At 42.1% G+C, this 21,341-nt stretch carries 20 protein-coding genes; 1 reads left to right on the forward strand and 19 read right to left on the reverse strand.

Annotated elements, in window-relative coordinates:
- Position 1: 1 nt before the first annotated feature.
- The 16 genes from DESMER_RS23680 to DESMER_RS18640 form a co-directional block, all read right to left on the reverse strand.
- Positions 2-625, reverse strand: a complete 624-nt coding sequence (locus DESMER_RS23680) for a LysM peptidoglycan-binding domain-containing protein (protein ID WP_014904605.1) — start codon at positions 623-625, stop codon at positions 2-4.
- Positions 626-1,033: 408 nt separating this feature from the next.
- Positions 1,034-1,231, reverse strand: a complete 198-nt coding sequence (locus DESMER_RS18575) for a DUF1858 domain-containing protein (protein ID WP_014904606.1) — start codon at positions 1,229-1,231, stop codon at positions 1,034-1,036.
- A 147-nt stretch (positions 1,232-1,378) separates the two neighbouring features.
- Complete coding sequence (locus DESMER_RS18580) at positions 1,379-2,455, reverse strand: methionine synthase (protein WP_014904607.1); 1,077 nt, start codon at positions 2,453-2,455, stop codon at positions 1,379-1,381.
- 74 nt (positions 2,456-2,529) lie between these two features.
- Positions 2,530-4,698: a glycoside hydrolase family 2 protein gene (locus DESMER_RS18585; RefSeq protein ID WP_014904608.1), complete on the reverse strand. Its 2,169-nt coding sequence runs from the start codon at positions 4,696-4,698 to the stop codon at positions 2,530-2,532.
- A gap of 160 nt (positions 4,699-4,858) precedes the next feature.
- Positions 4,859-5,287 carry a Fur family transcriptional regulator gene (locus DESMER_RS18590; RefSeq protein ID WP_014904609.1) on the reverse strand — a complete coding sequence of 143 codons (429 nt, stop codon included), beginning with the start codon at positions 5,285-5,287 and terminating at the stop codon, positions 4,859-4,861.
- 285 nt (positions 5,288-5,572) lie between these two features.
- The gene (locus DESMER_RS23255) at positions 5,573-5,743 is read right to left on the reverse strand and encodes a DUF362 domain-containing protein (protein WP_007786544.1); all 171 of its coding nucleotides are present in this window, start codon (positions 5,741-5,743) and stop codon (positions 5,573-5,575) included.
- A 362-nt stretch (positions 5,744-6,105) separates the two neighbouring features.
- Positions 6,106-7,461 carry a vWA domain-containing protein gene (locus tag DESMER_RS18595; RefSeq protein ID WP_014904611.1) on the reverse strand — a complete coding sequence of 452 codons (1,356 nt, stop codon included), beginning with the start codon at positions 7,459-7,461 and terminating at the stop codon, positions 6,106-6,108.
- Positions 7,436-8,359, reverse strand: coding sequence for an AAA family ATPase (locus tag DESMER_RS18600; RefSeq protein WP_014904612.1), 924 nt, complete (start codon positions 8,357-8,359; stop codon positions 7,436-7,438). The genes DESMER_RS18595 and DESMER_RS18600 overlap by 26 nt, the downstream gene beginning before the upstream one ends.
- A gap of 143 nt (positions 8,360-8,502) precedes the next feature.
- Entirely contained in the window at positions 8,503-9,636 is a 1,134-nt protein-coding gene (bshA, locus tag DESMER_RS18605; RefSeq protein ID WP_014904613.1) for an N-acetyl-alpha-D-glucosaminyl L-malate synthase BshA, read from the reverse strand.
- A 72-nt stretch (positions 9,637-9,708) separates the two neighbouring features.
- Positions 9,709-10,068 (reverse strand): YlbF/YmcA family competence regulator, encoded by a 360-nt coding sequence (locus DESMER_RS18610; protein ID WP_014904614.1) that lies wholly within the window; start codon positions 10,066-10,068, stop codon positions 9,709-9,711.
- 194 nt (positions 10,069-10,262) lie between these two features.
- Positions 10,263-10,952: a hypothetical protein gene (locus DESMER_RS18615; RefSeq protein WP_014904615.1), complete on the reverse strand. Its 690-nt coding sequence runs from the start codon at positions 10,950-10,952 to the stop codon at positions 10,263-10,265.
- A 74-nt stretch (positions 10,953-11,026) separates the two neighbouring features.
- Positions 11,027-11,515, reverse strand: a complete 489-nt coding sequence (locus tag DESMER_RS18620) for a hypothetical protein (protein ID WP_014904616.1) — start codon at positions 11,513-11,515, stop codon at positions 11,027-11,029.
- A gap of 16 nt (positions 11,516-11,531) precedes the next feature.
- Positions 11,532-12,293, reverse strand: a complete 762-nt coding sequence (locus DESMER_RS18625) for a histidinol-phosphatase HisJ family protein (protein WP_014904617.1) — start codon at positions 12,291-12,293, stop codon at positions 11,532-11,534.
- Between the two features lie 20 nt (positions 12,294-12,313).
- Positions 12,314-13,633 (reverse strand): metallopeptidase TldD-related protein, encoded by a 1,320-nt coding sequence (locus DESMER_RS18630; RefSeq protein WP_014904618.1) that lies wholly within the window; start codon positions 13,631-13,633, stop codon positions 12,314-12,316.
- Entirely contained in the window at positions 13,630-15,123 is a 1,494-nt protein-coding gene (locus DESMER_RS18635; RefSeq protein ID WP_014904619.1) for a TldD/PmbA family protein, read from the reverse strand. Before DESMER_RS18635 ends, DESMER_RS18630 begins: the two co-directional genes overlap by 4 nt.
- Positions 15,124-15,511: 388 nt before the next feature.
- Positions 15,512-16,009, reverse strand: a complete 498-nt coding sequence (locus DESMER_RS18640) for a GNAT family N-acetyltransferase (RefSeq protein ID WP_014904620.1) — start codon at positions 16,007-16,009, stop codon at positions 15,512-15,514.
- Positions 16,010-16,249: 240 nt separating this feature from the next.
- On the opposite strand from DESMER_RS18640, the gene DESMER_RS18645 reads away from it, so the two are divergent.
- Positions 16,250-17,173 carry a Na/Pi cotransporter family protein gene (locus tag DESMER_RS18645; RefSeq protein ID WP_014904621.1) on the forward strand — a complete coding sequence of 308 codons (924 nt, stop codon included), beginning with the start codon at positions 16,250-16,252 and terminating at the stop codon, positions 17,171-17,173.
- A 255-nt stretch (positions 17,174-17,428) separates the two neighbouring features.
- Here the strand turns inward: DESMER_RS18645 and mobB are convergent, their stop codons facing one another.
- From mobB to DESMER_RS18660, 3 genes are all read right to left on the reverse strand, one after another.
- Entirely contained in the window at positions 17,429-17,956 is a 528-nt protein-coding gene (gene mobB, locus DESMER_RS18650; RefSeq protein WP_014904622.1) for a molybdopterin-guanine dinucleotide biosynthesis protein B, read from the reverse strand.
- Positions 17,957-17,969: 13 nt separating this feature from the next.
- Positions 17,970-19,175: a molybdopterin molybdotransferase MoeA gene (locus DESMER_RS18655; RefSeq protein WP_014904623.1), complete on the reverse strand. Its 1,206-nt coding sequence runs from the start codon at positions 19,173-19,175 to the stop codon at positions 17,970-17,972.
- 164 nt (positions 19,176-19,339) lie between these two features.
- Entirely contained in the window at positions 19,340-21,271 is a 1,932-nt protein-coding gene (locus DESMER_RS18660; protein WP_014904624.1) for a FapA family protein, read from the reverse strand.
- Positions 21,272-21,341: the final 70 nt, after the last annotated feature.

The raw sequence follows: 21,341 nt of genomic DNA on the forward strand, positions 1-21,341 counted from the left end.
TTTAACCGAAAAACTCTCCTGAAGTAACAGGTATTATTAGAATTTGCCCAGGAAAGATAAGATCGGGATTACGGAGATTATTAGCTAGTATAATAGCCTGCATTGTTGTGCCATAGCGTTGAGCGATCTTCCAGACTGAATCACCTTTTTTGACTACATATATTTCATTTGAAGGGGTAGGTGTAGGCATTGGTGGGCAAGGACGCTTAGGATGATGATGATGATATTCTTCTTGGTGTTGATAATGTTCCATCACAGGTGTTCCACAAGGTGAGCATGGTCTTGGTCCGTCAATATCAATGGAAACAAAGCCCGGATCTAAATCAACATCTAGATTTACAAAGCCTCCTGGGGGATACATGCCAGGAGCACCCTGCACCATACCTGGCATGCCTTGCATTCCTCCCATGCCTTGCATTCCTCCCATGCCTTGCATTCCTCCCATACCTTGCATTCCTCCCATACCTTGCATTCCTCCCATACCTTGCATTCCTCCCATACCTTGCATTCCTCCCATACCTTGCATTCCTCCCATACCTTGCATCTCTCCCATGCCTTGCATCTCTCCCATACCTTGCATTCCCGGTGTAAGAGTTGGGTTATAAGCAACGGAACGTAATTCCATATTATTTTCCTCCTTTATCGTTAACCAATTTGCTTCTCAACAATTGATTCTTGCCTTTAACTAATAACAATATATGTCATTTATTCCATAATGTGTTTGTACCTTACTAAAGTATTTGTTTTTTTGATATCATATAATTTTAAACCCAAGCCTTAATAGTGCCCGAATCAAATTCTAACTTTACGACTATTTTAGATCAAAAACTTGTACTTAAAATACAAGTTAATAGTAGCTTGAAGAATAAACTACCTCAAACGATGTTCTTGAACTCAAAGTTTTGTATTTTAATGGGTTAAATACCTTTATCAATCTTCTACTCTATTTATAAAGGGGCTGATGCTTACGAACCTTTAGTTCGTTTTGCACAGCCCCAACATAACTAACAATATAAGTATAAAATTTTATTTTCTATACCTCAGTAATCGCCTTATTAAGCTTATCAATTAAATCATCTGGATTTTTCCCATGAGTTAATGCCGCACCTTCGATGCTCTCCATTGTTGAAGAAGGACATCCTAAACAGTGCATCCCAAGTTCTAAAAATACTTGAACGGTTTGAGGATATTGGCGAAGAACTTGGCCTACTGTCATCTCTTTAGTTAACAATTAAATTCCTCCTTTGTATTTCTTATGGAAATACTCGGTTTTATTATACAGTATTTTTGTCGGATATACAATAAGTAAAAATACAAAGCACACAACTCCTATTTTTACCATGTCTACTTTCTATACCGAGTCGTGATTACCAAGTATTTACACCGTCCCCCTCATAGCACTTCCAACTTCCGACAAAAGCTGATAAATGTGTTCCGAAAGATCTTTCTCAAGAGTACCAGTCCCACAACTTGGCGTTAGCATACTTTGCTGGCGCAAGAGGTTTTCATCAACGCCACGTTCTACAAGTGCTGCAATATTATTTTCCAAACGATGTATTAGGCTATGAGCAGTTTCTTCCCACGCCTCTTGATTTGTAGGGACAATTCCCCAAGAAAGGATGCCGCCACGTAATAAAAATTGGTTAAGATGCTCAGCTAAAACCATCATACTCTGTAAATATGCATAGGCATCAAAATTCACAATTTGGGCCTTAGAGTCAAAAAGAAGTGTCCAATCCATACCTGCACAAACATGTACGCCGGGGATCCCTTTTTGCCGTATAATTCCCTCAAAAATTGAGTTTAACTCTGTTATCAATTCCTCTCTGTTTAGGGTTATATAGGAGGAGGCACCAACACCATAGAGCCCGGGATCATCGACCATCATAATTACTGGTAATTCGAACTTGCTCAGTCGCTTTGTCTGCCACTCGGCATGTAAAGTAAGAGTCTTAACCAATATATCTCGAAGAGTTTCATCATAATAGCTGGATCTTCTATTTCTATCCGTAATTTGCATACCTAACGTAAGCGGCCCACTTAGTTGTCCTTTTAAAAATATAGCTTCCCTTGTTCCATGATTTTTGAGATTAAGGCAGAAAGCTTCAAACCCTTCTCCTCCTTGGAGACTAAAGCCAAAGCGACTTAAAGCCTTATCGGATCCCTCAATTCCCTCTAAATACAGCGAGTAAAACTCGGTCATTCGCTCTACCCAGTCCGTTTCTTCAACTAAAAACTTTGGATTTTTAATATCACCAATAATTCCTGATTCAATTAAAACATTGAGGTATTGCCCAATAAATGAGCTTTCTGCTCCGGAATTAGGAAGTTGAGGCCAATGAGGAGCCAGAGGGACTTTTCTCCATATCAAATCTAAGGCTTCTTCACTATTTGTTTGAGGAACACTTCCAACTCCTGTGGTTAAAAAATGAGGTTTGAAATTATTTCTGTTCATATCTTAACCTCCCCATCTAGCTTGATTTAATACAACCTCGAATTTTAAAGTTTATATGGCATTTAAGAATATTGTCATTTTATCAGCTCATGTAATTGTTGAACTATAGTATGAGTAAGCGGTTGGAACATGTTCCAAATAAAAACCCAATCTGATATGTAAAACGATCCCCACACGAAAACTGCTCCAACAATAATTCCGGGAACCCATAAAAAGGGTAAATACCTCCCCCCAATCCGGTGAATATCATGTGCCCGAATAGGAAAAAACAGAAATCCCAACAGAATATAACCAACTATAGGTACATAAAATGGAACTCCCCAAGGGATCAAAGCCCAAGCAATGGCAATAAATACTGCCCAGCGATAACGCCTTTCTAACCAAAAAATAAGGCCCGCTTCATTGGGTTTCTCCGGTAAATGAGGAACAACAACTCCAATTTGGAGCAGTCGAATGAGGATTAACAGCCCTACAAGTACTGCCCATATTAACCAAGGGGATTGAGCCTGCAACAACTGAATACTAGGCCATAAGTGAGAAAACCAGGGGTTTAAATTAAGAGGAATCCGAAATAATCCAGAAGTAAACAACCCTGCGACCATAGAAAGACGAGCGAAAACGAAGAGCCCATTCCAGAACCAAGCATTGCGTAAACGACGCTTGGGCTTACTATTTCCTATCTCTTTATAGCGCCAGGTTACAGATCGAATATTCATCCACCCCAAAAAAACCATCAGCAAGGCCCAGCATCCGGCAAAGATTTGTTCCTTTTCCCATTGCACACCTGCAGTCAAAGGAGTTTCAATATCTACAGATCCCCACATTCCTTGAATGGAAGCACCTTGGATAGAAATCATTTGCTCCGCTGACAGTCCTGGAGGAAGGTTGGGTAATAATGTAAACGCAAATGCCAAACTAGGCTGTACTTCTTGCTCAGCTTGCTGCAAGTACATTTTAGCCGAGTCACTAGAGTCTAAACCCTTCCCTACTGTCCATGCCCAAAGTGAAGGATGAAGCCTCTTCTCTGAGATTAGACTTCGGAAATCATCTGCTTGAGGAAGTCTCTTAGAGGGAACCAATTCAACGGGTAATTCAGCCCATATCCCGATACCTACTTTGTCTGCAGTTTGCAGCCAAAGTTCATCTGGAATTTGTCCAATAAAGTAAACAAGGTTTTTTCCTTCTAGACGTTTAGAAATTAACCATGACTCTATCTCTCCAGAATTCCGAAGACGGCTTTCCTCCTGAGGAGTTAATGCTTCTCCCGAAATTATGAGTTCTTGACCATTTAACTTCCAATACCCAGATTCAAAGGTAACCGCGTTCAGACCTAAGAATAAGGACAAATCGTCAACGTCACCTTTACTGTTCGTAACCTTTAGATGAAGTTGGTAGAGAAAAGGGTCTTCCAGCGTCCAGCGTCGGGCATCAGGCAGCTGAAATGTTAAGGTCACCGGTTGACGATCCGGACTTTCTTGAGATTCCACAACAAGTGTTTGCTCTGCTAACCCGGCTGATCCATCAGAAATAACCCCATAGACTGTCCATGGTCCTTCTTGAGAAAAACCTCGGTGCAATAAATCTGTTGCCACTGTTATTTGAGCAGTAGACTCTAGCCATCCGACCCTTACTTGCGGCGACATTATGGTGGTTTCCACAACGGCATCCAAACGAATATCGCCTTTGATATACCCTGATTTCGGCCAAGAGGAACCTAATAAACTGGCACGCTGCCCGGCACTTCCTGTTAGCTCAACTAGGAGAACATTGTCTTCCCCATAACGAAAGGCTTTAGGTAAAATCTCTAACTCATTACTACCTCCACTGCCTTCAAATTCACCAATTTTTTCACTACTAGAAATTCCATTTAAGTAAACATTGGCATGCCCCTGTACTCCATTAAAGGTAAGCACCATTGTCCGCGAACTCCACTCTCCTGGGATTTGCAGTCGTTTAGTTACAACGGAAAATCTCGCACTCGACGGAAGAACTAAGGGACGCCCTTTCGTTAGAAAGAATTTACTGTATTTACCCTCAGAAGGCTCTGATTCTGTAGTCCAAGCCTGACGTAAAGAGGAAAACTGATTCCAACTCCCATTTAAATTCTGAGTATAACGTGAAGCACTAATCCCACTCTGGCTAGAATAAAGAGTCATCCCAAGTGAGCTCTGCCAATTCCACCATAGAGCTCCTAAGGTTAATACCCATAAAATCACAAAAACTATGAAGCGACGATTAAACATAAAACTAGCCCCTTCTTGCAGCACTTCAATCCGATGATAATTGACTTATTCGTGAAAGATCACATAAAACCCTTGCGAACAATAAAAAAAACTCATTTAGTAAACCAGTCCAACCAAAGGACTAATTTCCATAAATGAGTTTCCCAAAATTAAAATGACTTTAATTCATCTGCTCATTATTCCGGCATTCCGGGCAGACACCATAAAACTCCATGCGGTGTCCTAATATTAAAAATCCGGATTTTTCCATTACTTCTTGTTCCATATTAATGAGTGGCCCATGAAAATCAGCTACCTTACCACATTTTGAACACACAATGTGATAATGATTATTGGGGTTGCCATCGAAACGACTGGCCATATCCCCATAAGATAACTCCAGTAGGTGTCCATGCTCTTTTAACATGTTTAAAGTATTATAAATTGTGCCTAAGCTTACTCCAGGAAATTTAGCCTTGACATGATGGTAAATTTCATCGGCCGTGGGATGGGACCGAGTTTCAAGCAAGAACTCCAAAATTGCCTGTCTCTGCGGTGTAAAACGGACACCTTTATCTTTTAATTGTTTAAGAATTCCGATTGCATTCATGTCCCTATCCTCTTTCCTCAGTATTTGAAATCATTTCTAATTAGATTTTAAGTTAATATAATAAATTTGTCAACTATCAAGTTGCTTAATAAATTTTCCGTTTCAAAAATGCTTTCTCTCAAGTTTTCGTATAATGCTAATTCGATTAAGAGAATACTTAGTCTTTAAAAATGCGTGTCAGGTTTTCGGCAGTACTCGAATCTCCCATACTTGCTCAGCCTTTTTTACGTTAAAAAAAGAGAGTTAACTAACTCTCTTTTTTTATACCACTAAACTATTAAATTTTTAAGCAGGATTTGGTGCTTCAACTGGACAGACAGTGGCGCAAGAACCGCAATCGATGCAAAGCTCTGCATTGATAACGTATTGACCGTCACCTTCGCTGATAGCAGATACTGTACATTCTCCTTCACAAGCACCGCAACTTATGCATTCCGAGCTAATAACGTATGCCATACCCAACATCCCCTCTTCTCCGAACTTCAGAATCAATATACCAAAGCCATGGAGAAAAGGCAAGCTAAAAACTATTAGGTTATCTCATAAAAAGTAAAATTATTCATCGTTAGTTATAGATCACGCCCCGGTCTGTATGGTACTTGATAAAGTCTCCTTAGACAATGGGAACAATAAGGGAGAACCCTGTTACTTACATGATTTCTTCGAAAAAGAATATGTCCCAGATCTTCATGTTCAAATCCACAAGCACGACACTTTTCCAACATAAAATTTTTTACCTCCTCACACACGATTGTGCGTTTCTGTACAAGTAATTTAGTTATAGTATGCTCCGTTTTTTAAAAAAATAAACAAGCAAATTAGAATTGCTTGTTTAAGATTTGAGTCAGATGCCCCAGAGTGTAACACTCGTACATTTGGCAGAAAGGAAGAAATGCTTTTACAAAAGGAGTTTCTGACCAACGCCGCTCCGGAAGAGTATTTAACCATAGAACTTTACGAACCTGTCTATTAGCCCTACTCAATAACTGTGCTGCCTTTTCCCCTTCAAGCGTCTGAGCATCACTCACAATCAGAAGCAGGGTTTGTTTTGAAAACACATCCGAATTATGCCTGTGCAGAGCTTCTAAAGCATTAGCCAAATTAGTCCCTCCTCCCCATTCCTTCCCGGACATGGAGAGAGCTTCTTTCACCATTGTTTCAAATGTTTGGCCCTTTTTAAACTTTTGGTTTAAGGGTACTAACATTTCCCCAAAGGCAAATGTTTTAATTCCGTTAACAACAGTCGAAAGACCATAAACAAATTGCCAGATAAACTCACTATATTTCAACATAGACCCAGAAATGTCACAGAGTAACACAATTTTCAGGCGTCCCTTACGGCGACTCCGATAACTACGGTCAATTAATACCCCGCCATACCTTAAATTCTTGCGCAGAGTCAAGCGCATATCCAGGCCTCCCCGGCGACGGGCGGCCCGATAGCGACGAGTCACTTGATCGGCAAGTCGTTGGCTAAGACGCCTAATTAAGCGAACAACCTCCGGCCATTCTTCAGGAGAGATCTTCTTTAAATCCCGACTTATGACCTCAACCTCGCGATCACGTAGTGCTCTTTCCACCTCAGAGAGAATTCCATTAGTGGACCCCGGAGAAAGTATTGGCTCATCTTCATTTAATTTCCTGCGCCAATATTCTAAAGATCCGCGGAGAACCCGTTCTACCATAGGCTGATAAGAATGATCCAAAGGCATTCCACCACGAGTTCCATTCGAGGATTTTTCCAAGAAATCTCTCAAGCGTTGTTTATCATCTTCAGACATACTTGCATACACTGCTCGCTGCTCTTCAGTAATATCTAATTCATTGTCTTGAAAACGCAGATCTTGGTAAGTACTTTCGATCTGTTCGTTCCATTGGTCAGCCTTTTGAGCAGCCGCTTTATTCCAAGCCTCTTTTTGTTCTAAAGTAGCAAAATAAGCCCGAAAGGTTTCTCTGAACGCGGAGATATGCTTAACATCCTTAACCATAGTCGCTTGTAAAACGCTCTCAACTCTATCTCGGTCTACCAAACCGATAAGGGATAACCCTTCTGCCGCATCAAATATTTCAGAAGGGCTTATTTTAATCCCTACCGTTCTTAATAACTGTGCAAACTCCACTAGGTGCTTATCTAGTTCACTGACCTTTCTATCGCTGTTGATGTCCATGTGCATTCCGTTCTCCTTGTGCCATTTTACCTGACTCAAAAAGGAGGCCTTCCGCTCCCATCTCTCGATAGAATAGCTCTACATCATCCTGACTCTTAAGCAGCAAGGTTAATGTAGCTTCAACCCAGGCCGGATCCAGTCCCGTCTTACCCATTACGAGCAAAGCTTTTGCCCAGTCCATTGTTTCTGATACCGAAGGGGTCTTATTGAAAGAAAGTCGTTCCCGCAGCACATTAACAGCTCGTGCTACTTCTAGTGCTAATCGTTCCGGCAAATCCGGGACTTTTGCCCTAAGAATTCGAACCTCTTTGTTAACTGAAGGCGGCTCTATATGAAGGAAAATGCATCGTCGCTTCAAGCCATCAGAAAGCTCTCTTTCTCCATTTGAAGTTAATACCACCATAGGACGTTCCTTGGCTTTAATAGTTCCCATTTCAGGTATTGTCACTTGGAACTCTCCTAGGAGCTCGAAGAGAAAGGCCTCAAATTCAGAATCGGTCTTATCAATTTCATCAATAAGGAGTACACATCGTTTTTCACTTAAAAGTGCCTGCAGTAACGGGCGAGGAAGCAGATAATCTGCAGAGAAGAGGTCGGCTTCTTGAAGATGTTCCCGACCCAGCTGTATCTTTAAAAGCTGTCGCTGATAATTCCATTCGTAAAGTGCTTTTGTCTCATCTAGACCTTCATAACATTGAAGTCGAATCAAAGGAGCTTCTAATACTTGGCTTAACACTTTAGCAATTTCCGTTTTTCCTACTCCAGCAGGTCCGGAAATTAAAAGTGGTTTTCCAAGCTCAGTCGCTAAAAAGGCAGTAAGCGCGATTCTATCATCCCGTTCGGTAATATAGCCGATAGCATCTAACTCTTTCTCAAATAGATCTAAAGTCCTTCGCTCCGTCATTTTACCCCACCCCCATATAGTATTTCGATATTCGTTGTTCGTAGTTCGAAACTCTAGCTGGAATTACTTTCAAGTGAACTTGCTTCATTTGTACTAAAAATCCAACCCTAAACTCAAAGGGATCCGCAGATTAAATAAGTGGTTTAGTAATAACCTTGAACAACACTTTCATAAACTGACTCATACCTTCTCACTGCTCGGTCAATGGGAAAGGCTTCTCTTGCCCAATTTGCTGCTTGCTCAGAAAAAATCTTATATCTTGAGCAATCAGTTAATAGTTTAAGAACGGCCTCACTCATTCCATAAATATCTCCTACATCAGCGAGATAACCGGTTTCACCATCTTTTATGACTTCAGGTAAGCCTCCTACCCTGCTAGCAACCACCGGAACACCACAGGCCATCGCCTCTAAGGCTACCAGTCCAAAACTCTCCTGTTCTGAGGGGAGAATGAATACATCGGTCATCTGCAAAATATCCTGAACAGTTTCTTGTTTGCCGAGGAACTGTACTTTTTTCTCAAGTCCCCGTTTAGTGACTTCCCGTTCTACCTTAACCATTTCAGGCCCATCTCCAACAAGTAAGAGCCGACAAGGAACAGCCTTTTCAACCAGATCAAATATTTTAACCACATCTACAACCCTTTTAACTTCTCTAAAATTTGAGATATGGGTTAAAATCTTTTCTCCAAAGGGAGCAAAGTGCTCTTTGCATTTTGACATTAATCCCCCTTTGGGTAGGTACATCGATGGATCGATAAAATTTGGAATAAACTCTATTTCCTGATCCAGCGACTCAAAGGCAGCTGCGGTTTCTCTTGCCAACGAATTTGATACTGCTGTAATACGGTCACTAACCTTAAGCGCTAAGCAGGTTAACAGCTTAAACTCTTCATAGGCACCTACTAAGGTAACATCTGTTCCATGTAGTGTTGTAACTAACGGAATAGGCTTAGTCATCATTTGTTTAGCCAAATATGCGCTAATACTATGAGGAATAGCATAATGAGCATGGATTAAATCCAACCCGACATAATTAGCTACTTCTACGATTTTATTAGCAAGTAACAAAGTATAGGGCGGATATTTGAACACAGGGTAGCTTACATCTGTCACCTCATGATAAAAGAGCTTCTCATGAAAACGACGCAAACGAAAGGGGCGAGCTGAAGAAATAAAATGAACTTCATGCCCTCGTTCGCCCAGTGCATACCCGAGTTCAGTTGCAACAACACCGCTTCCCCCATAGCTTGGGTAACATACCATTCCGATTTTCACCAATTGCACCTCTTTTAATTAACCTATATAAAAGACCTGTAATGCCGAAGAGTGCTCTGAAATTCCCAAAATTCAGGAATTCATTTCCTCAAAACCTATCGGCAGTGCATCTTGAATGGCCTCCCCTATAATTTTCTGAATATCATTCACCATACAAGACACTTCAAACTCAGCTTCTAAATACTCTCTTGCGGTTGGGCTTATGCTTACCAAACTGTATAAGCGCTCTAGTTCTTGCTGTTTTTCCTCGCTGATTTCTTGCTCTAACATTTGGGCTTCACGGATCTCCCATTGTTTCAATTGAAATTCTCGAACCATCTTATGGTTATTTGCATCACTCATAACCTTTTCCTTTGATTTAAGAAAGTGCTTGAATTGATCCGACTCTTTTAGAGTACGAGCTAATTCGTGTGCCAAATCAGTAGTAGCCATATCCCTTCCCACTCCTCTGTAACAAGCTTCTATGTAGTAATATGATTAGTTTGTCAAAACCGCTTAGCCCAAACTTTAATATCTCATTATATATAATTTTTCCACAACAGACAAATATAGTCTTGCCAGACACTGACTGGAGTCCGTCCAGAATGAATAATTACTTGTACTATAGATTGTTACATAAGTTGTACTTATTGATTCTTATTCACAGTCCCCTCCAATATTTCAAACGCCTGCAAGCGACTGAATGACAATAAGTCTGTCCATTGTACTTTGGAAATAATCCATGGACAATGGGCCGCCATTCGGCTGGCAAATCCTATTGGACTCCCTCCATACATTTTTTCCAATCTACGTTGGGCAAGACTTACTATGCCGGGGGAATGTGCATTACAGGCTATCGGTTCCAAGCAAAGTATTGGTTCATCTTCATAGGTGACTAACAAGCCGAACTTATAAAGCTGTTTAACACCTACTTTTTCACGACAAATTGATCCCACTAAGGGGACAGGATCCGGTCGGATAACCCCACCAAGCTTACGCCAATAACTTTTTTCGGATAAATCCGAATTGGCGACACAGATCCCTAACGCTCCCATTTGTAAAGCAAACCGAACAACAAACCGTGCAAAGTCAGATTCTACATTTCCATTCAATGATAGTCCCCTTATAATGACAAGCCGCTCAGTACTGCTAATAGTCAGATCTTCAATTCCTGTCACTCCCAATCGAACGACATTATAGCCTGGCAACATACGAATTTGTGGATCTGGCTCAGTCCCTCTCTCATTAAGGAAGGCCCCAAGGGCTAATGCCCAATCCTTAAGACCGTCTTCATTCCATTCTGAGTGGGGAGAAAGGGCAATTTCTATCCAAGGCATTTTTCTCGACTCCTTCACAAACCGGCTTAACCCTATACTTAGTGTTGCACCGGAATGTGAAGTCTATCCAGTTATCAGCGCAATTGTTTTAGCAAAGTCCATCGTCTCTCTACAAAGTCATAGAACAGTAGCCAAATGTACTGAAAATCTGAAGGAGGCACAATAATTTCGGGCCGATATACCTTGAAATTACACATGTGAAAAAGTGGCGAAACCACCCTAATTAAGAGTGCTAAAGGATAATCATGATTGTATCCTTTAGCCTTCTCGCTCTTTTGTTGTAACAAAGCATTTAGCCTTCGCACATACCCTTCAAGGTATTCGGGAGCCGGAGGATTATGCCGTTCGTTAGATCGTCCGAAAACATAACGAGCTTCATCTGAATCATAGAACAAGTGGGTAACCTCTACTCCAAGACGTGTCCCATCTATTTGATTTTCGATGATAATATCCGGCCGATCCGTATGATCAAAGATTTTATAGTCCTTGCCATACTTATTATTTAATATTTCCACTAAAGCTTGGGCAGCAGTCTCCTCAATAAACCATTTCTCATCTAGCATATTTACCAATTCCCCCCTAATCCAGGGAGTAGCTTACTTTATCTAGTCTGGAAAACCCAACAAGGGATTTCACGCCGACCTCATGTAGTAGCTGACTTGCTTCAGATAGATCTCGCCCTACATTTCCAGCACAATGCGCATCTGAACCTAAAGTAAACTCAATCCCCCGCCGGTGAATATCCTCGATGAGGCGTCTTTCCGGGTAAAACTCCTGAACTGGTTTATACCTTCCATTTGTATTAACTTCCAATACTAACCCCTGCTCAGCGACCACTGTTAAGGTTTCATCAGCCAGTGCCAAAATATCCTTGGAGGGCCTTGCTCCAAATATTTTTATGAGGTCAAAGTGTCCAATCGTTGTAAATAATCCACTCTTAGCGGCAAGTGTCACAATCTCAAAATATCTGCTATAAAACTGATCAATATCTTTCTTCCAATGCATGGGTTCTTCTTCAGGAATATCAAAAACCCAGCCATCAAATTCATGCACAGACCCGATAATAAAATCAAAAGGAAACTGCTCTATTAAGTTCTTAATCCTTCCTTCTTCATGGGGACGATATTCAGCTTCCAATCCAATTCTGACCGCCAAATGAGGGTAGTCCTCAGCAACCTCACGGATCATGGGGAAGTTCATTTGATCCCAATAATAATCATGATCCGCAAACCCAATCTCCTTCAATCCTCGCCGTGTGGCTTCATCTAAAAAAGCCGCAATGGTTTCCCGGCTAGCCTCTCGGTCATTATGCCCGAGAAGATGCACATGCAAATCTAACATTGCTAACTCCCCTCTATCTCTTACAGATTCTGTACTCCGGTTCTGATCATTAAATACGGATAATTATCAAGTTCCGACAATGCCGTCTTTGTGGTTGCAGCAGCCAAATCAGCCAAAAAGTTACCTGATAGTTTAACATCTGTTTTTCCTACGATTCGACCCTTTAAAATTCTTAAGCTATGCGGTGCACTTAAGGAATATGAACCAGAAACTGAATCCTGCGTATGTAAGCCAAGAACTGATAGAATGAGAACTCCATCCTCAATCCCTTGTAACAATTCCAGCCAAGGAGCCTCGCTCTTATGCTTAATATAGAGGCCAGCCGTCCCCTGTGGAAGGCCAGTGGGTTTCGCACCCCAGCGAACAGCATCTTTCACTCTCAGGTAAGGAGTCTTTAATTGCCCATCCTGAACCAAGACTGTTCGAGATGCCGGAATCCCTTCAGGAGTAACTAAATAAGATCCCAATTCTAAAGGCCGGAATGGATCAATCATCAAGGAAAGCTGTTCGTGAAAAACTGGCTTGTTATCCAGAAAACTCTCCTTCGAAAAGGCCCCCTGCCCTTCAATCACTCGATCTCCCGAAAAATTAGGTAGTATAAATTGCCTCACCATGTCTTCAGTCATGCCGGGTGCAAGGATTACCTGAGTATTGGCACCAACCGGAGATGCCTCCTTTTGCATCCATTGATACTGATTTACTGTTTGGAGCCATAATTTCTCCTGTTCTTCAGGTCGAATTAGTCTACGTTTAGCAAATCCGGCTCCAATTAAACTGTCAAAAGAAAATCCTGAGACAAATTGAGATTGTTGATAAGTCACTGCAAGCCCTGTTGAGGTTCGAACATGCCTATAACCCCAAGCAGCTTGAATACTCCCCTGCATCTTTACATTTTTGGGTATGTCCTTTAACCAACGATCGGCCTGCTCAAATAGAATTTTGTCATCCCCAGTAATAATTGATTTAATCGACCGATCTTCAACCGCTACAAGGGGTAAAGATTCAGGAGCAGGTATATGTACGGCATCCGGGTCTTCATAGGATGCTTGCTTCCATTGTTCTAATGCTCTTGGCCAATAATCCGGGTCGCTGGAAAACGGAAGCTGAACCATAGTCTGACTGCATGTCCCATCCGACCAGACTAAAAAAACGTCTCCACTCTCCCCTTGACGATAACTTGGCGGAGTATAGACACTGCCTGGGGAATTATCTTTTATTCCCAAGGCAACCACCTCTGACTCATGAACCACAATTCTCCAAGCTGAGAGTCTAAGCTCTTCACTCTTTGGAGCCCGCTGAGCCTTGTAGAGCAGATCCTCTAATTGAGCTACAAGTTTCATGCCTGTTCTCCTCCTAAGCTTACTTGTTGATCGACATCCATCAGCAAATAGCGATGACTTCCACCGCTTGAGGCCACGGATTGACCACCCTTTCCACATGTACCAATTGCATCATAACAGCCTTCACCAAGGCCGCCACGAATAGCCTCTAAAGCTGAAAGGATTTTTCCACTAAAAATAGAAGGCTGATAAATCGGGAGATCAGGATCAGCAACATCTATGATACCATCACATTGAAAAACAAAATCCCCTGTTTTAGGATTAACTTGGCCGCCTCTATACCCTAACAAAAGCAGATTCTTCTCCCCAGCAAGCATTTCTCCATGTTTCAAGAGGGTCTCGCGTACAGCTTTAACCTCATCCATCAAATGCTCTTCCGGGATTAAAGGCAGCATAGGCTCAACCAGCAACCGAATATTACTCATTCGGGGCAGCGGAACATGTGCATAACTCTCTGCACGACCTGCCCCGGTGACAGGCATCCCTGCTTCCTCTGCTGAAAAAACATCTCCCAATCCTGCCTCTAAAACCCCATCTCTCACAATAGTTACAGTCTGCCTAGGCAGACCATTAGCTGAAAATGGCTGATTCGCCCAGTCCCCGATTAAGGGGCCATCGATAATACTTACACCAGGCCTGGCAACCCGAAGACCTTTGCGCAATTTCCCATTTTCGCCAAGTACGGATTCATTCATATGATCAGATTCTACTGCATGCCCAAAGGCCTCGTGGGCCAGTCCTTTGGCTAAACCGTAATCAATAATTAAGGGATAATGACCACTGGGCAATTGGGGGGCAGCACACACTGCTAAGGCAAATTCAGCTCTGTCGATTGCCTTCTTTTCCAGAATACTGTCTGCCAGCTCTTCTATTAGCAGAGTTGCATCCATTCCGCTGCGGTGAATCAATGTACTTTGAGCCTTGTCGTTATTACGTACCGTCCCTTGATGCATCAGTACCGCTCTTGGAATCACAAAAGACACTAGTGTACCATCACTTCGTCCAATACACCATACTTCTTCGACTTGACGATAGCTGGATTGCCAAACCCCTTTAGGGAAAGAACTACTCAGACGAGAATGAAGGGTCATCACCATCTTTTCGAGCTCCACTAAAGGAATCTCTGCAAATCCTTTTTGAGCAGTATTAGCTACTTCTTCCTGAACAGGAGGTACCATCCAGATTTGGCGATTCGCCTTTGAGCCGATACCTTCGTTTCTCCGTGCCAATTGAATAGCCTTTTCGACAAGTTTGCGCCCAGTCTCTTTCTCTAAGACATCTGAATTAGCAAAGCCTGAGGCCCCCTTCTCAGTGAAAGCTTGGACTCCGATTCCACTATCTTCGCCGGTGGCTACTCTTTCAAAACGTCCGTTACTTAACCGCATACTCCATTCTCTACGAGACTGAGCACGTACTACAAAATATCCTTCTATCCCCTTAGTTTCTTCCAAAACGGATTGAACCAATGCCTTTATTTCTAATTGCTCCAAAAAATAACCCCCTATATAACCATCTGATACAATTATGCTTAAAAACCAGCCTAGCTACTCATTATGGTTATTATACCACGTAAGATATTTGGAAACTCTTTAAAGAGAGTTCTAAGATGTCAAATTCTACAAACAGTTTATCTCAATCTCACTATCATTTAGTTATTCTAAAGGCTAATTTTTGATCTTAATCTTATAATTGAACTTCGAACCACGAACCTCGAACTTCTCATAGCCCCTATGGATTCCTCGGAAAAAAATATCCCGAGGCAAGTATAAATACTAATGCCACAGGACATGATTTTAACAGTCTCACTTTTTATTTTTTATCCCCACTCCTCTCTTTACTTCACTTGCGACAGTTAATCCGTCGCAAGCTTTTTTTGTTTTAATTTAATTGCTTAACTAACAACTTTCGTTCCTCCGCAAAACCGTAACTCTCGTATAACCTGAGAGCTTTGACATTATGACTGCTAACCGCAAGACCCAGGTAAGAAATTCCCTGTTCGCGACAATGATCTTCTGCTGCCTTGAGCAAAACTTTCCCCGCACCCTTGCCCCTCCACTCCGGTAGAACCACAATATCCATAATCCACCCTTGAGTAAGTCCCGTCAGCTCTTCTCTGGCTGAGTCATGCAGAACCAAATAACCTAGCGGATGTACACTTTGAGCCTCCTCCGCTTCCTGTTTTAGCTCTTCCACGATAAAAACTTTAGCTTCAGATTGCTGAATCCAGGTCCAAAATCCTCTAAGAAATTCCTCTCGGTATTTAAGCGTCACCTCCATTGGCTGCTTGCGCCATGGAGAAATACTCTCAGGAATACCAATTTTCCCAAGAGCATACATGAAAGGCCAATCACGAACATTTCCTTGACGAACTTGCATATAATCACCCCTTAAGTAATTTATGCAATCATCGTTGCTGTCGCTTTAACCTCATAAAGATAATTAATGAGGGCAATCCCTTCCATAAGGCTCCATTATTAAGTCATTGCCAAAAGAAACTTTATGTTTGGGAAAAAAAGTTCTTGATACTTTTATTAGTCAATATATTTAAATTAGCTTAAGAATTAAATATCTGCGACTTTCAACCGTCAAGTCTAAAAACCAAGCTTAACTAAAGAGGTGAGATATCTGTACTTAGCAATCCTGGTGCTGGGCCTTTGTCTTTTACTCTGGGGGATGAAAATTCTTCGGCAAGGACTCCAATCATTTGCCGGTCATCGTCTGCACGTTGCCCTTCTTTGGATGACAGCGACTCCCTGGCGTGGATTCTGGAGCGGCTCAGTTTCTACGGCAATTCTCCAATCAAGCACCGCCTTAACCGTTATGGCTGTATCCTTCGTTGATGCCGGTCTTCTCCCTTTTGCCAACGCTTTTGCTCTGATCCTCGGCAGTAACATAGGAACTACTTTAACCCCCCAACTGCTTGCTTTTCCTCTCGATCAGATAACTCCTTACGTTATGGTTTTTGGTTCCCTAGGTTTTCTTTTCATCCCATCTCACTGGCGTTATCTATCCCAGTCAGTTTTCGGTTTAGGTGTACTCTTCTTCGCTTTAGGATTGCTTGAAGTCGGGATGGCACCACTTGTCAATTTGCCTCAGATTCAAGATTTCCTTCGCCAACTTGGCGACAATCATATTCAAGGAGTCATCGCAGGTACGGTAATATCCGCTTTACTTCATTCCTCTAATGCAACCACCGGTATCATTATGCTCCTCACGGCAGACGGATGGATTACCCTCCCTACAGCCCTAGCCTTTATCTTCGGAGCAAATATCGGCACGTGCTTCACAGCCGTAATTGCTGCGCTTGCTTCATCGCGAGCAGCACAACGTGTGGCACTATTCCATGTTTTACTTAATGTATTTGGAGTACTGGTCTTTTTCCCCTTTGTCGAGCCCTTGGCTTATGGCCTGACCCTCATGGGGGGCAGCCTCTCTAGACAAGTTGCTAATGCTCATACTATTTTTAATATGCTCTCGTCACTATTTGCCTATCCTTTGCTGCCTCTGGCAGCCAAATATTTAAAGAAAATATTGCCCTGACTTTATATCTCACTCATTCCAGTAAAAGGTTATAAACATCAAAGGTCGTCTCATAATGAATGTCTGAGGACACTCATTATAAGACGGCCCTTCTTTTTTGCACTTCTAAAGCTGATAGTACAAAAAAGGAAACATTGAATTAATAAAATGTACGTTATTAAAACATCTCAGGACATTAATAACCTTCTAGGAGACATGCTTAATTGTCTTTAGCTGGAATACCCCGAACAAATCTGTTTAAATGCCAAATGAACTTCATTCCACGCTCCCTTTAACATAAAATTTTTCTGCTATCAAATCACAAATTCCCTGGGCATCATCTAAGTCAAAACAAGGTATCCCGTTATCAAATTTGACATCACTAACAATAGCAATAAGATCTTCAAGTTGAGAGTAAAGTTCTTGATGCACACCAGATCGAAACACTTCAATCTTTGGCTTATCGGCAGATTTATACCCTTCGGTAAAGATCAGATCCACGCCTCGAATTCGTTCTAATACCTCATCCAGGGGCTGATCCTCAGAGACACGTTCTAAGATCGCAATTCTCTGAGGAGAACTTATTGCCACAATATCCGCACCTGCACGGTCATGACGCCAAGTATCTTTGCCGGGTTGATCCATCTCAAACCCATGAACATCATGTTTCAAGGTTGCCACCCGCCAGCCTCGGCGTTTAGCCTCACCTATGAGTTTTTCTAGGAGGGTTGTTTTTCCCGAGTTAGACTTTCCACCAACAATTGAGATAACAGGAATTCGAAAAGGCGTTAAGCTTATATTCATTTTCTTACTCTCCTCAGTCAACAATCCAGCGTGCCGCTAAAAGTTCACCGACTTTTACAGAACCATGATTTGCCGGTACATCCACCAATAAATGACTTCCAATCATCGAGCGAAGTATTCCTGACCCCTGTGCGGAAGCCAGATCCGCCCAGATTACTCCGTCTTTAAAAACCGCCTGGGCCCGTAAGAAGCGCCGTTGTTTGCCACTCTTTTCAAAGCTGTTGGCCATTCTTACCTGGAATTCCTTCGCCTTATAGGCGGCATGTCCTGCCAACTTAAAAAGTATTGGACGAACCAAGAGTTCAAAGGTTACCATTGCAGCGGCCGGATTTCCTGAAAGAGAAAAAAAGAATTGCTTTCCTTTTTGCCCCACTGAAGCTGGGGTTCCCGGTTTTAAGTTCAATTTCCAAAATAACATCTCACACCCAAACTGGGTAAGAGCCTGCCGCATAATATCGTATTCTCCTACAGAGGCTCCACCGGTTGTTATGACGACATCTGCTTCAGTAAGCTTCTCTAAGGCTGCGAGGGTATCCTCTATCTGATCTGAAACAGTGGGGATAACTTCAACCTCAAACCCTGCCTGTCGGAGCATTCCGCGCAAGGTATAACTATTACTATTATAAATTTTTCCCGGATTCAAAGATTCGCCCACATCCATCAGCTCGGAGCCTGTGGACAGTAAGCCAACCCGAGGACGGCGAAACACTTCAACTTGATTTACACCAACAGCAGCAATCAAGCCAATTGCCGGAGGAGTCAGACAAAAACCTCGTTCTAGCAGAATATCCCCTTCCTTAATTTCTTCCCCTTTTGGGACAATATTTGAGCCCGGCCGAACAGGACGAAAAATCGTCACTTGATTACCTTCCTGCTCAGTGTCTTCCATACGTACTACACAATTGGCTCCCGGCGGAATCGGAGCACCGGTAAATATCTTGGAGGCCTCATCCACGCCGATGATCTGTTTCGAGGGAAACCCTGCTGGAATTTCATTAATTACCTTAAGATTAAGTGCTTTGGAGGCAGCCTCTGTTGCCCGATATGTATACCCATCCAGGGGAGAACGTGCAAAGGGCGGCATATCAATTTTTGAGCGCACATCCTGGGCTAAGACACGGCCATAGGCATCAGCAATAGAAACGGACTCAGTTTCGACTAACTGAATATTTGCGAGAACCATCTCTAGAGCTTCTTCTAATTCGATCATTGTTTTCATACTATTGATTCCTTCCGTTACAAGTTGTTAACGGTTCCACAATTTCTTTATCCCTATTTTTCAATGAACTTGAACTCATTACTAGAATAAGTGTATCGGTAATTCCCAAGGTTGTCAAAAAGAACCTGCCAAAGTTGACAGGTTCTTCTTCTCTGAAGTTAAGCTTAATGATTAGCACGTATCTTCTCGATTTGTACTCTACCCGCTTCACGATATATATCTAAACTCTTATAGGCTTCTTCTATTTGAATGATTTCTTTACCAACAGCAATTACCACATTTGCGTGGCAGTATTCTACATGTAGACGACCCGTGGGACTTATCTGAACAAAGGTAGAACTTACTTCCGATCCCCCTAGTTCCCGAATCTGAACATTGCCCCCAGCTAGTATTTTCCCGCCCCGACATACACCTTGTATGGTAACGTCTCCTTCTACTCGAATGTGGGAATTGTAGGTTCCCTTTAGACACTCAAAAGAGCCTCCGCACTCAACGCTAGCCCCCTGTAGATAGTTAACACTAAAACTTAGCTTGTCCGGGAGTTCGACGGTTAAGTTTTCGATGAATTGTCCTAGGGCCTGATTTACACGCTGCAAGAATGGTGTTGACTGGAGTTCTAATGGTCCTAGCCCTGATAAGAAGTGTTTTGCTGTTCGGATAGATACAATAAGCCCTTCAGTAATAATTTCGTCATGCTTATTTTCTAACACAAATTTCTCCACTTTTTGTGCTAGTTTGGGCAGTTCGAAGAATTGTCTTTCTATAATCATCTTTAAACATTGCCCGGGTTTAAGATTAATTGCGTCGGGATAATTACCGAAATCTGCAGAACGTTGTAGACAAAGGGTAAGTTGAGCCTCTAATTCAGAAACCAGACGGAGCAGCTCTGAACGAATAACATATTTTTCTCCGATAATAACCTTTCCGCCGATAAGATTTTGATAAATCTTAGCACCTTTTTCCGCTCTTATCTCAGCATGTGACACTGATCCTTTAACTTCCAGTTTTCCTCCAACAAAAACTCGAAGCCCATCTTGAACATTACCATTTATAAACACATCCCCCGGAAATTCAATACTTCCGGAAGCCAGATCCACATCACTATTTTGAACTAAGATATTCTCTACCATGTAGGTTCTTTCATCGATCCGAATAGGTTGTCCGGAACAGGCAGCTATTACTTCAAGTTGATCCGGGGATAGACAAACATTCTTTTTTAGCCGAAACTGAAAATCCTTGACCCCCGCTGCCGGGAGATCTCTCCCTAAGACGTCCTTACCTGGGATACCGGGCCTGCCGGGGATTTTACGAGCTAGAACATCCCCTTCCTTAACAACATGTAACTTAGAAGCAAAAAAGTCGATTTTTTTATTTTCCGAAGTATTTTGTTCTTGAGAACTTCCTACAAAATCTTCTAAACGAGCATGTTCGGGGGGAACAGGCAGGGTTCCTTGAGCGATTACAAGCTCTTTATAGCCTTTAACTCTCAATATTTCCTCCCAAATCCCCTGCCTTATGCCATAAACGATCTTTAACCTTTCTAAGTCTGAGGTCAACTTTGCCTCATTCCACATCTCATCCTGATCCAGTGAGTTCTCCCATAAGGCATGGGTAGCTAAATTAATTTCTTCTGCCCCCGGGAGACTCTCAGGTAATATATAATGCCCTGCAGGCTCATGCTTTACTTTAGCCATAACTGACAAACCCTGAAAACGTATATCCAGTTCCCAGTTCAAATGGCCCTTCTGAACAACCGGCTGGAACTCAACTTGATCACCAGGTTTAACTATGAAAGGCCTAACTTGGAGAACCCCGTTAAACCATACTTCGCCAACCTGTCCGGATGGTATGAAGAGTCTCGATCCTTCACCAAGAACTATAATATACTTTGAACCATCCTTTTTTACAAGACTAGGTTCCAAAGCCGGAGTTTGACTCACCTCAGCCCAAATAACCTTCACCTTCCACAAACGGGATAATATACTAGGTTTATCGATCACTTCAAAGGTGATCTGTTCCGGCAAAATATTAAGTTTAAGCGCCCATTCTTTTTTTAGCTCTTCAAGGTTTGGAGACTGAACAACTATTTCAGGCATAATACCACCTGCTTTCAACGAGTTGCTATTCTTTTTATAATATCATAATTTCCCTTCAGCCCTATAGGCC

It is taken from the genome of Desulfosporosinus meridiei DSM 13257 (assembly GCF_000231385.2).
GTDB lineage: Bacteria > Bacillota > Desulfitobacteriia > Desulfitobacteriales > Desulfitobacteriaceae > Desulfosporosinus > Desulfosporosinus meridiei.

Coding starts and splice junctions, on each gene's coding strand:
- DESMER_RS23680 (WP_014904605.1), bottom strand. CDS start 625: ATGGAATTACGTTCCGTTGCTTATAACCCAACTCTTACACCGGGAATG.
- DESMER_RS18580 (WP_014904607.1), bottom strand. CDS start 2,455: ATGAACAGAAATAATTTCAAACCTCATTTTTTAACCACAGGAGTTGGA.
- DESMER_RS18585 (WP_014904608.1), bottom strand. CDS start 4,698: ATGTTTAATCGTCGCTTCATAGTTTTTGTGATTTTATGGGTATTAACC.
- DESMER_RS18590 (WP_014904609.1), bottom strand. CDS start 5,287: ATGAATGCAATCGGAATTCTTAAACAATTAAAAGATAAAGGTGTCCGT.
- DESMER_RS23255 (WP_007786544.1), bottom strand. CDS start 5,743: ATGGCATACGTTATTAGCTCGGAATGCATAAGTTGCGGTGCTTGTGAA.
- DESMER_RS18595 (WP_014904611.1), bottom strand. CDS start 7,461: ATGCACATGGACATCAACAGCGATAGAAAGGTCAGTGAACTAGATAAG.
- DESMER_RS18600 (WP_014904612.1), bottom strand. CDS start 8,359: ATGACGGAGCGAAGGACTTTAGATCTATTTGAGAAAGAGTTAGATGCT.
- DESMER_RS18610 (WP_014904614.1), bottom strand. CDS start 10,068: ATGGCTACTACTGATTTGGCACACGAATTAGCTCGTACTCTAAAAGAG.
- DESMER_RS18615 (WP_014904615.1), bottom strand. CDS start 10,952: ATGCCTTGGATAGAAATTGCCCTTTCTCCCCACTCAGAATGGAATGAA.
- DESMER_RS18620 (WP_014904616.1), bottom strand. CDS start 11,515: ATGCTAGATGAGAAATGGTTTATTGAGGAGACTGCTGCCCAAGCTTTA.
- DESMER_RS18625 (WP_014904617.1), bottom strand. CDS start 12,293: ATGTTAGATTTGCATGTGCATCTTCTCGGGCATAATGACCGAGAGGCT.
- DESMER_RS18630 (WP_014904618.1), bottom strand. CDS start 13,633: ATGAAACTTGTAGCTCAATTAGAGGATCTGCTCTACAAGGCTCAGCGG.
- DESMER_RS18640 (WP_014904620.1), bottom strand. CDS start 16,009: ATGCAAGTTCGTCAAGGAAATGTTCGTGATTGGCCTTTCATGTATGCT.
- mobB (WP_014904622.1), bottom strand. CDS start 17,956: ATGAATATAAGCTTAACGCCTTTTCGAATTCCTGTTATCTCAATTGTT.
- DESMER_RS18655 (WP_014904623.1), bottom strand. CDS start 19,175: ATGAAAACAATGATCGAATTAGAAGAAGCTCTAGAGATGGTTCTCGCA.
- DESMER_RS18660 (WP_014904624.1), bottom strand. CDS start 21,271: ATGCCTGAAATAGTTGTTCAGTCTCCAAACCTTGAAGAGCTAAAAAAA.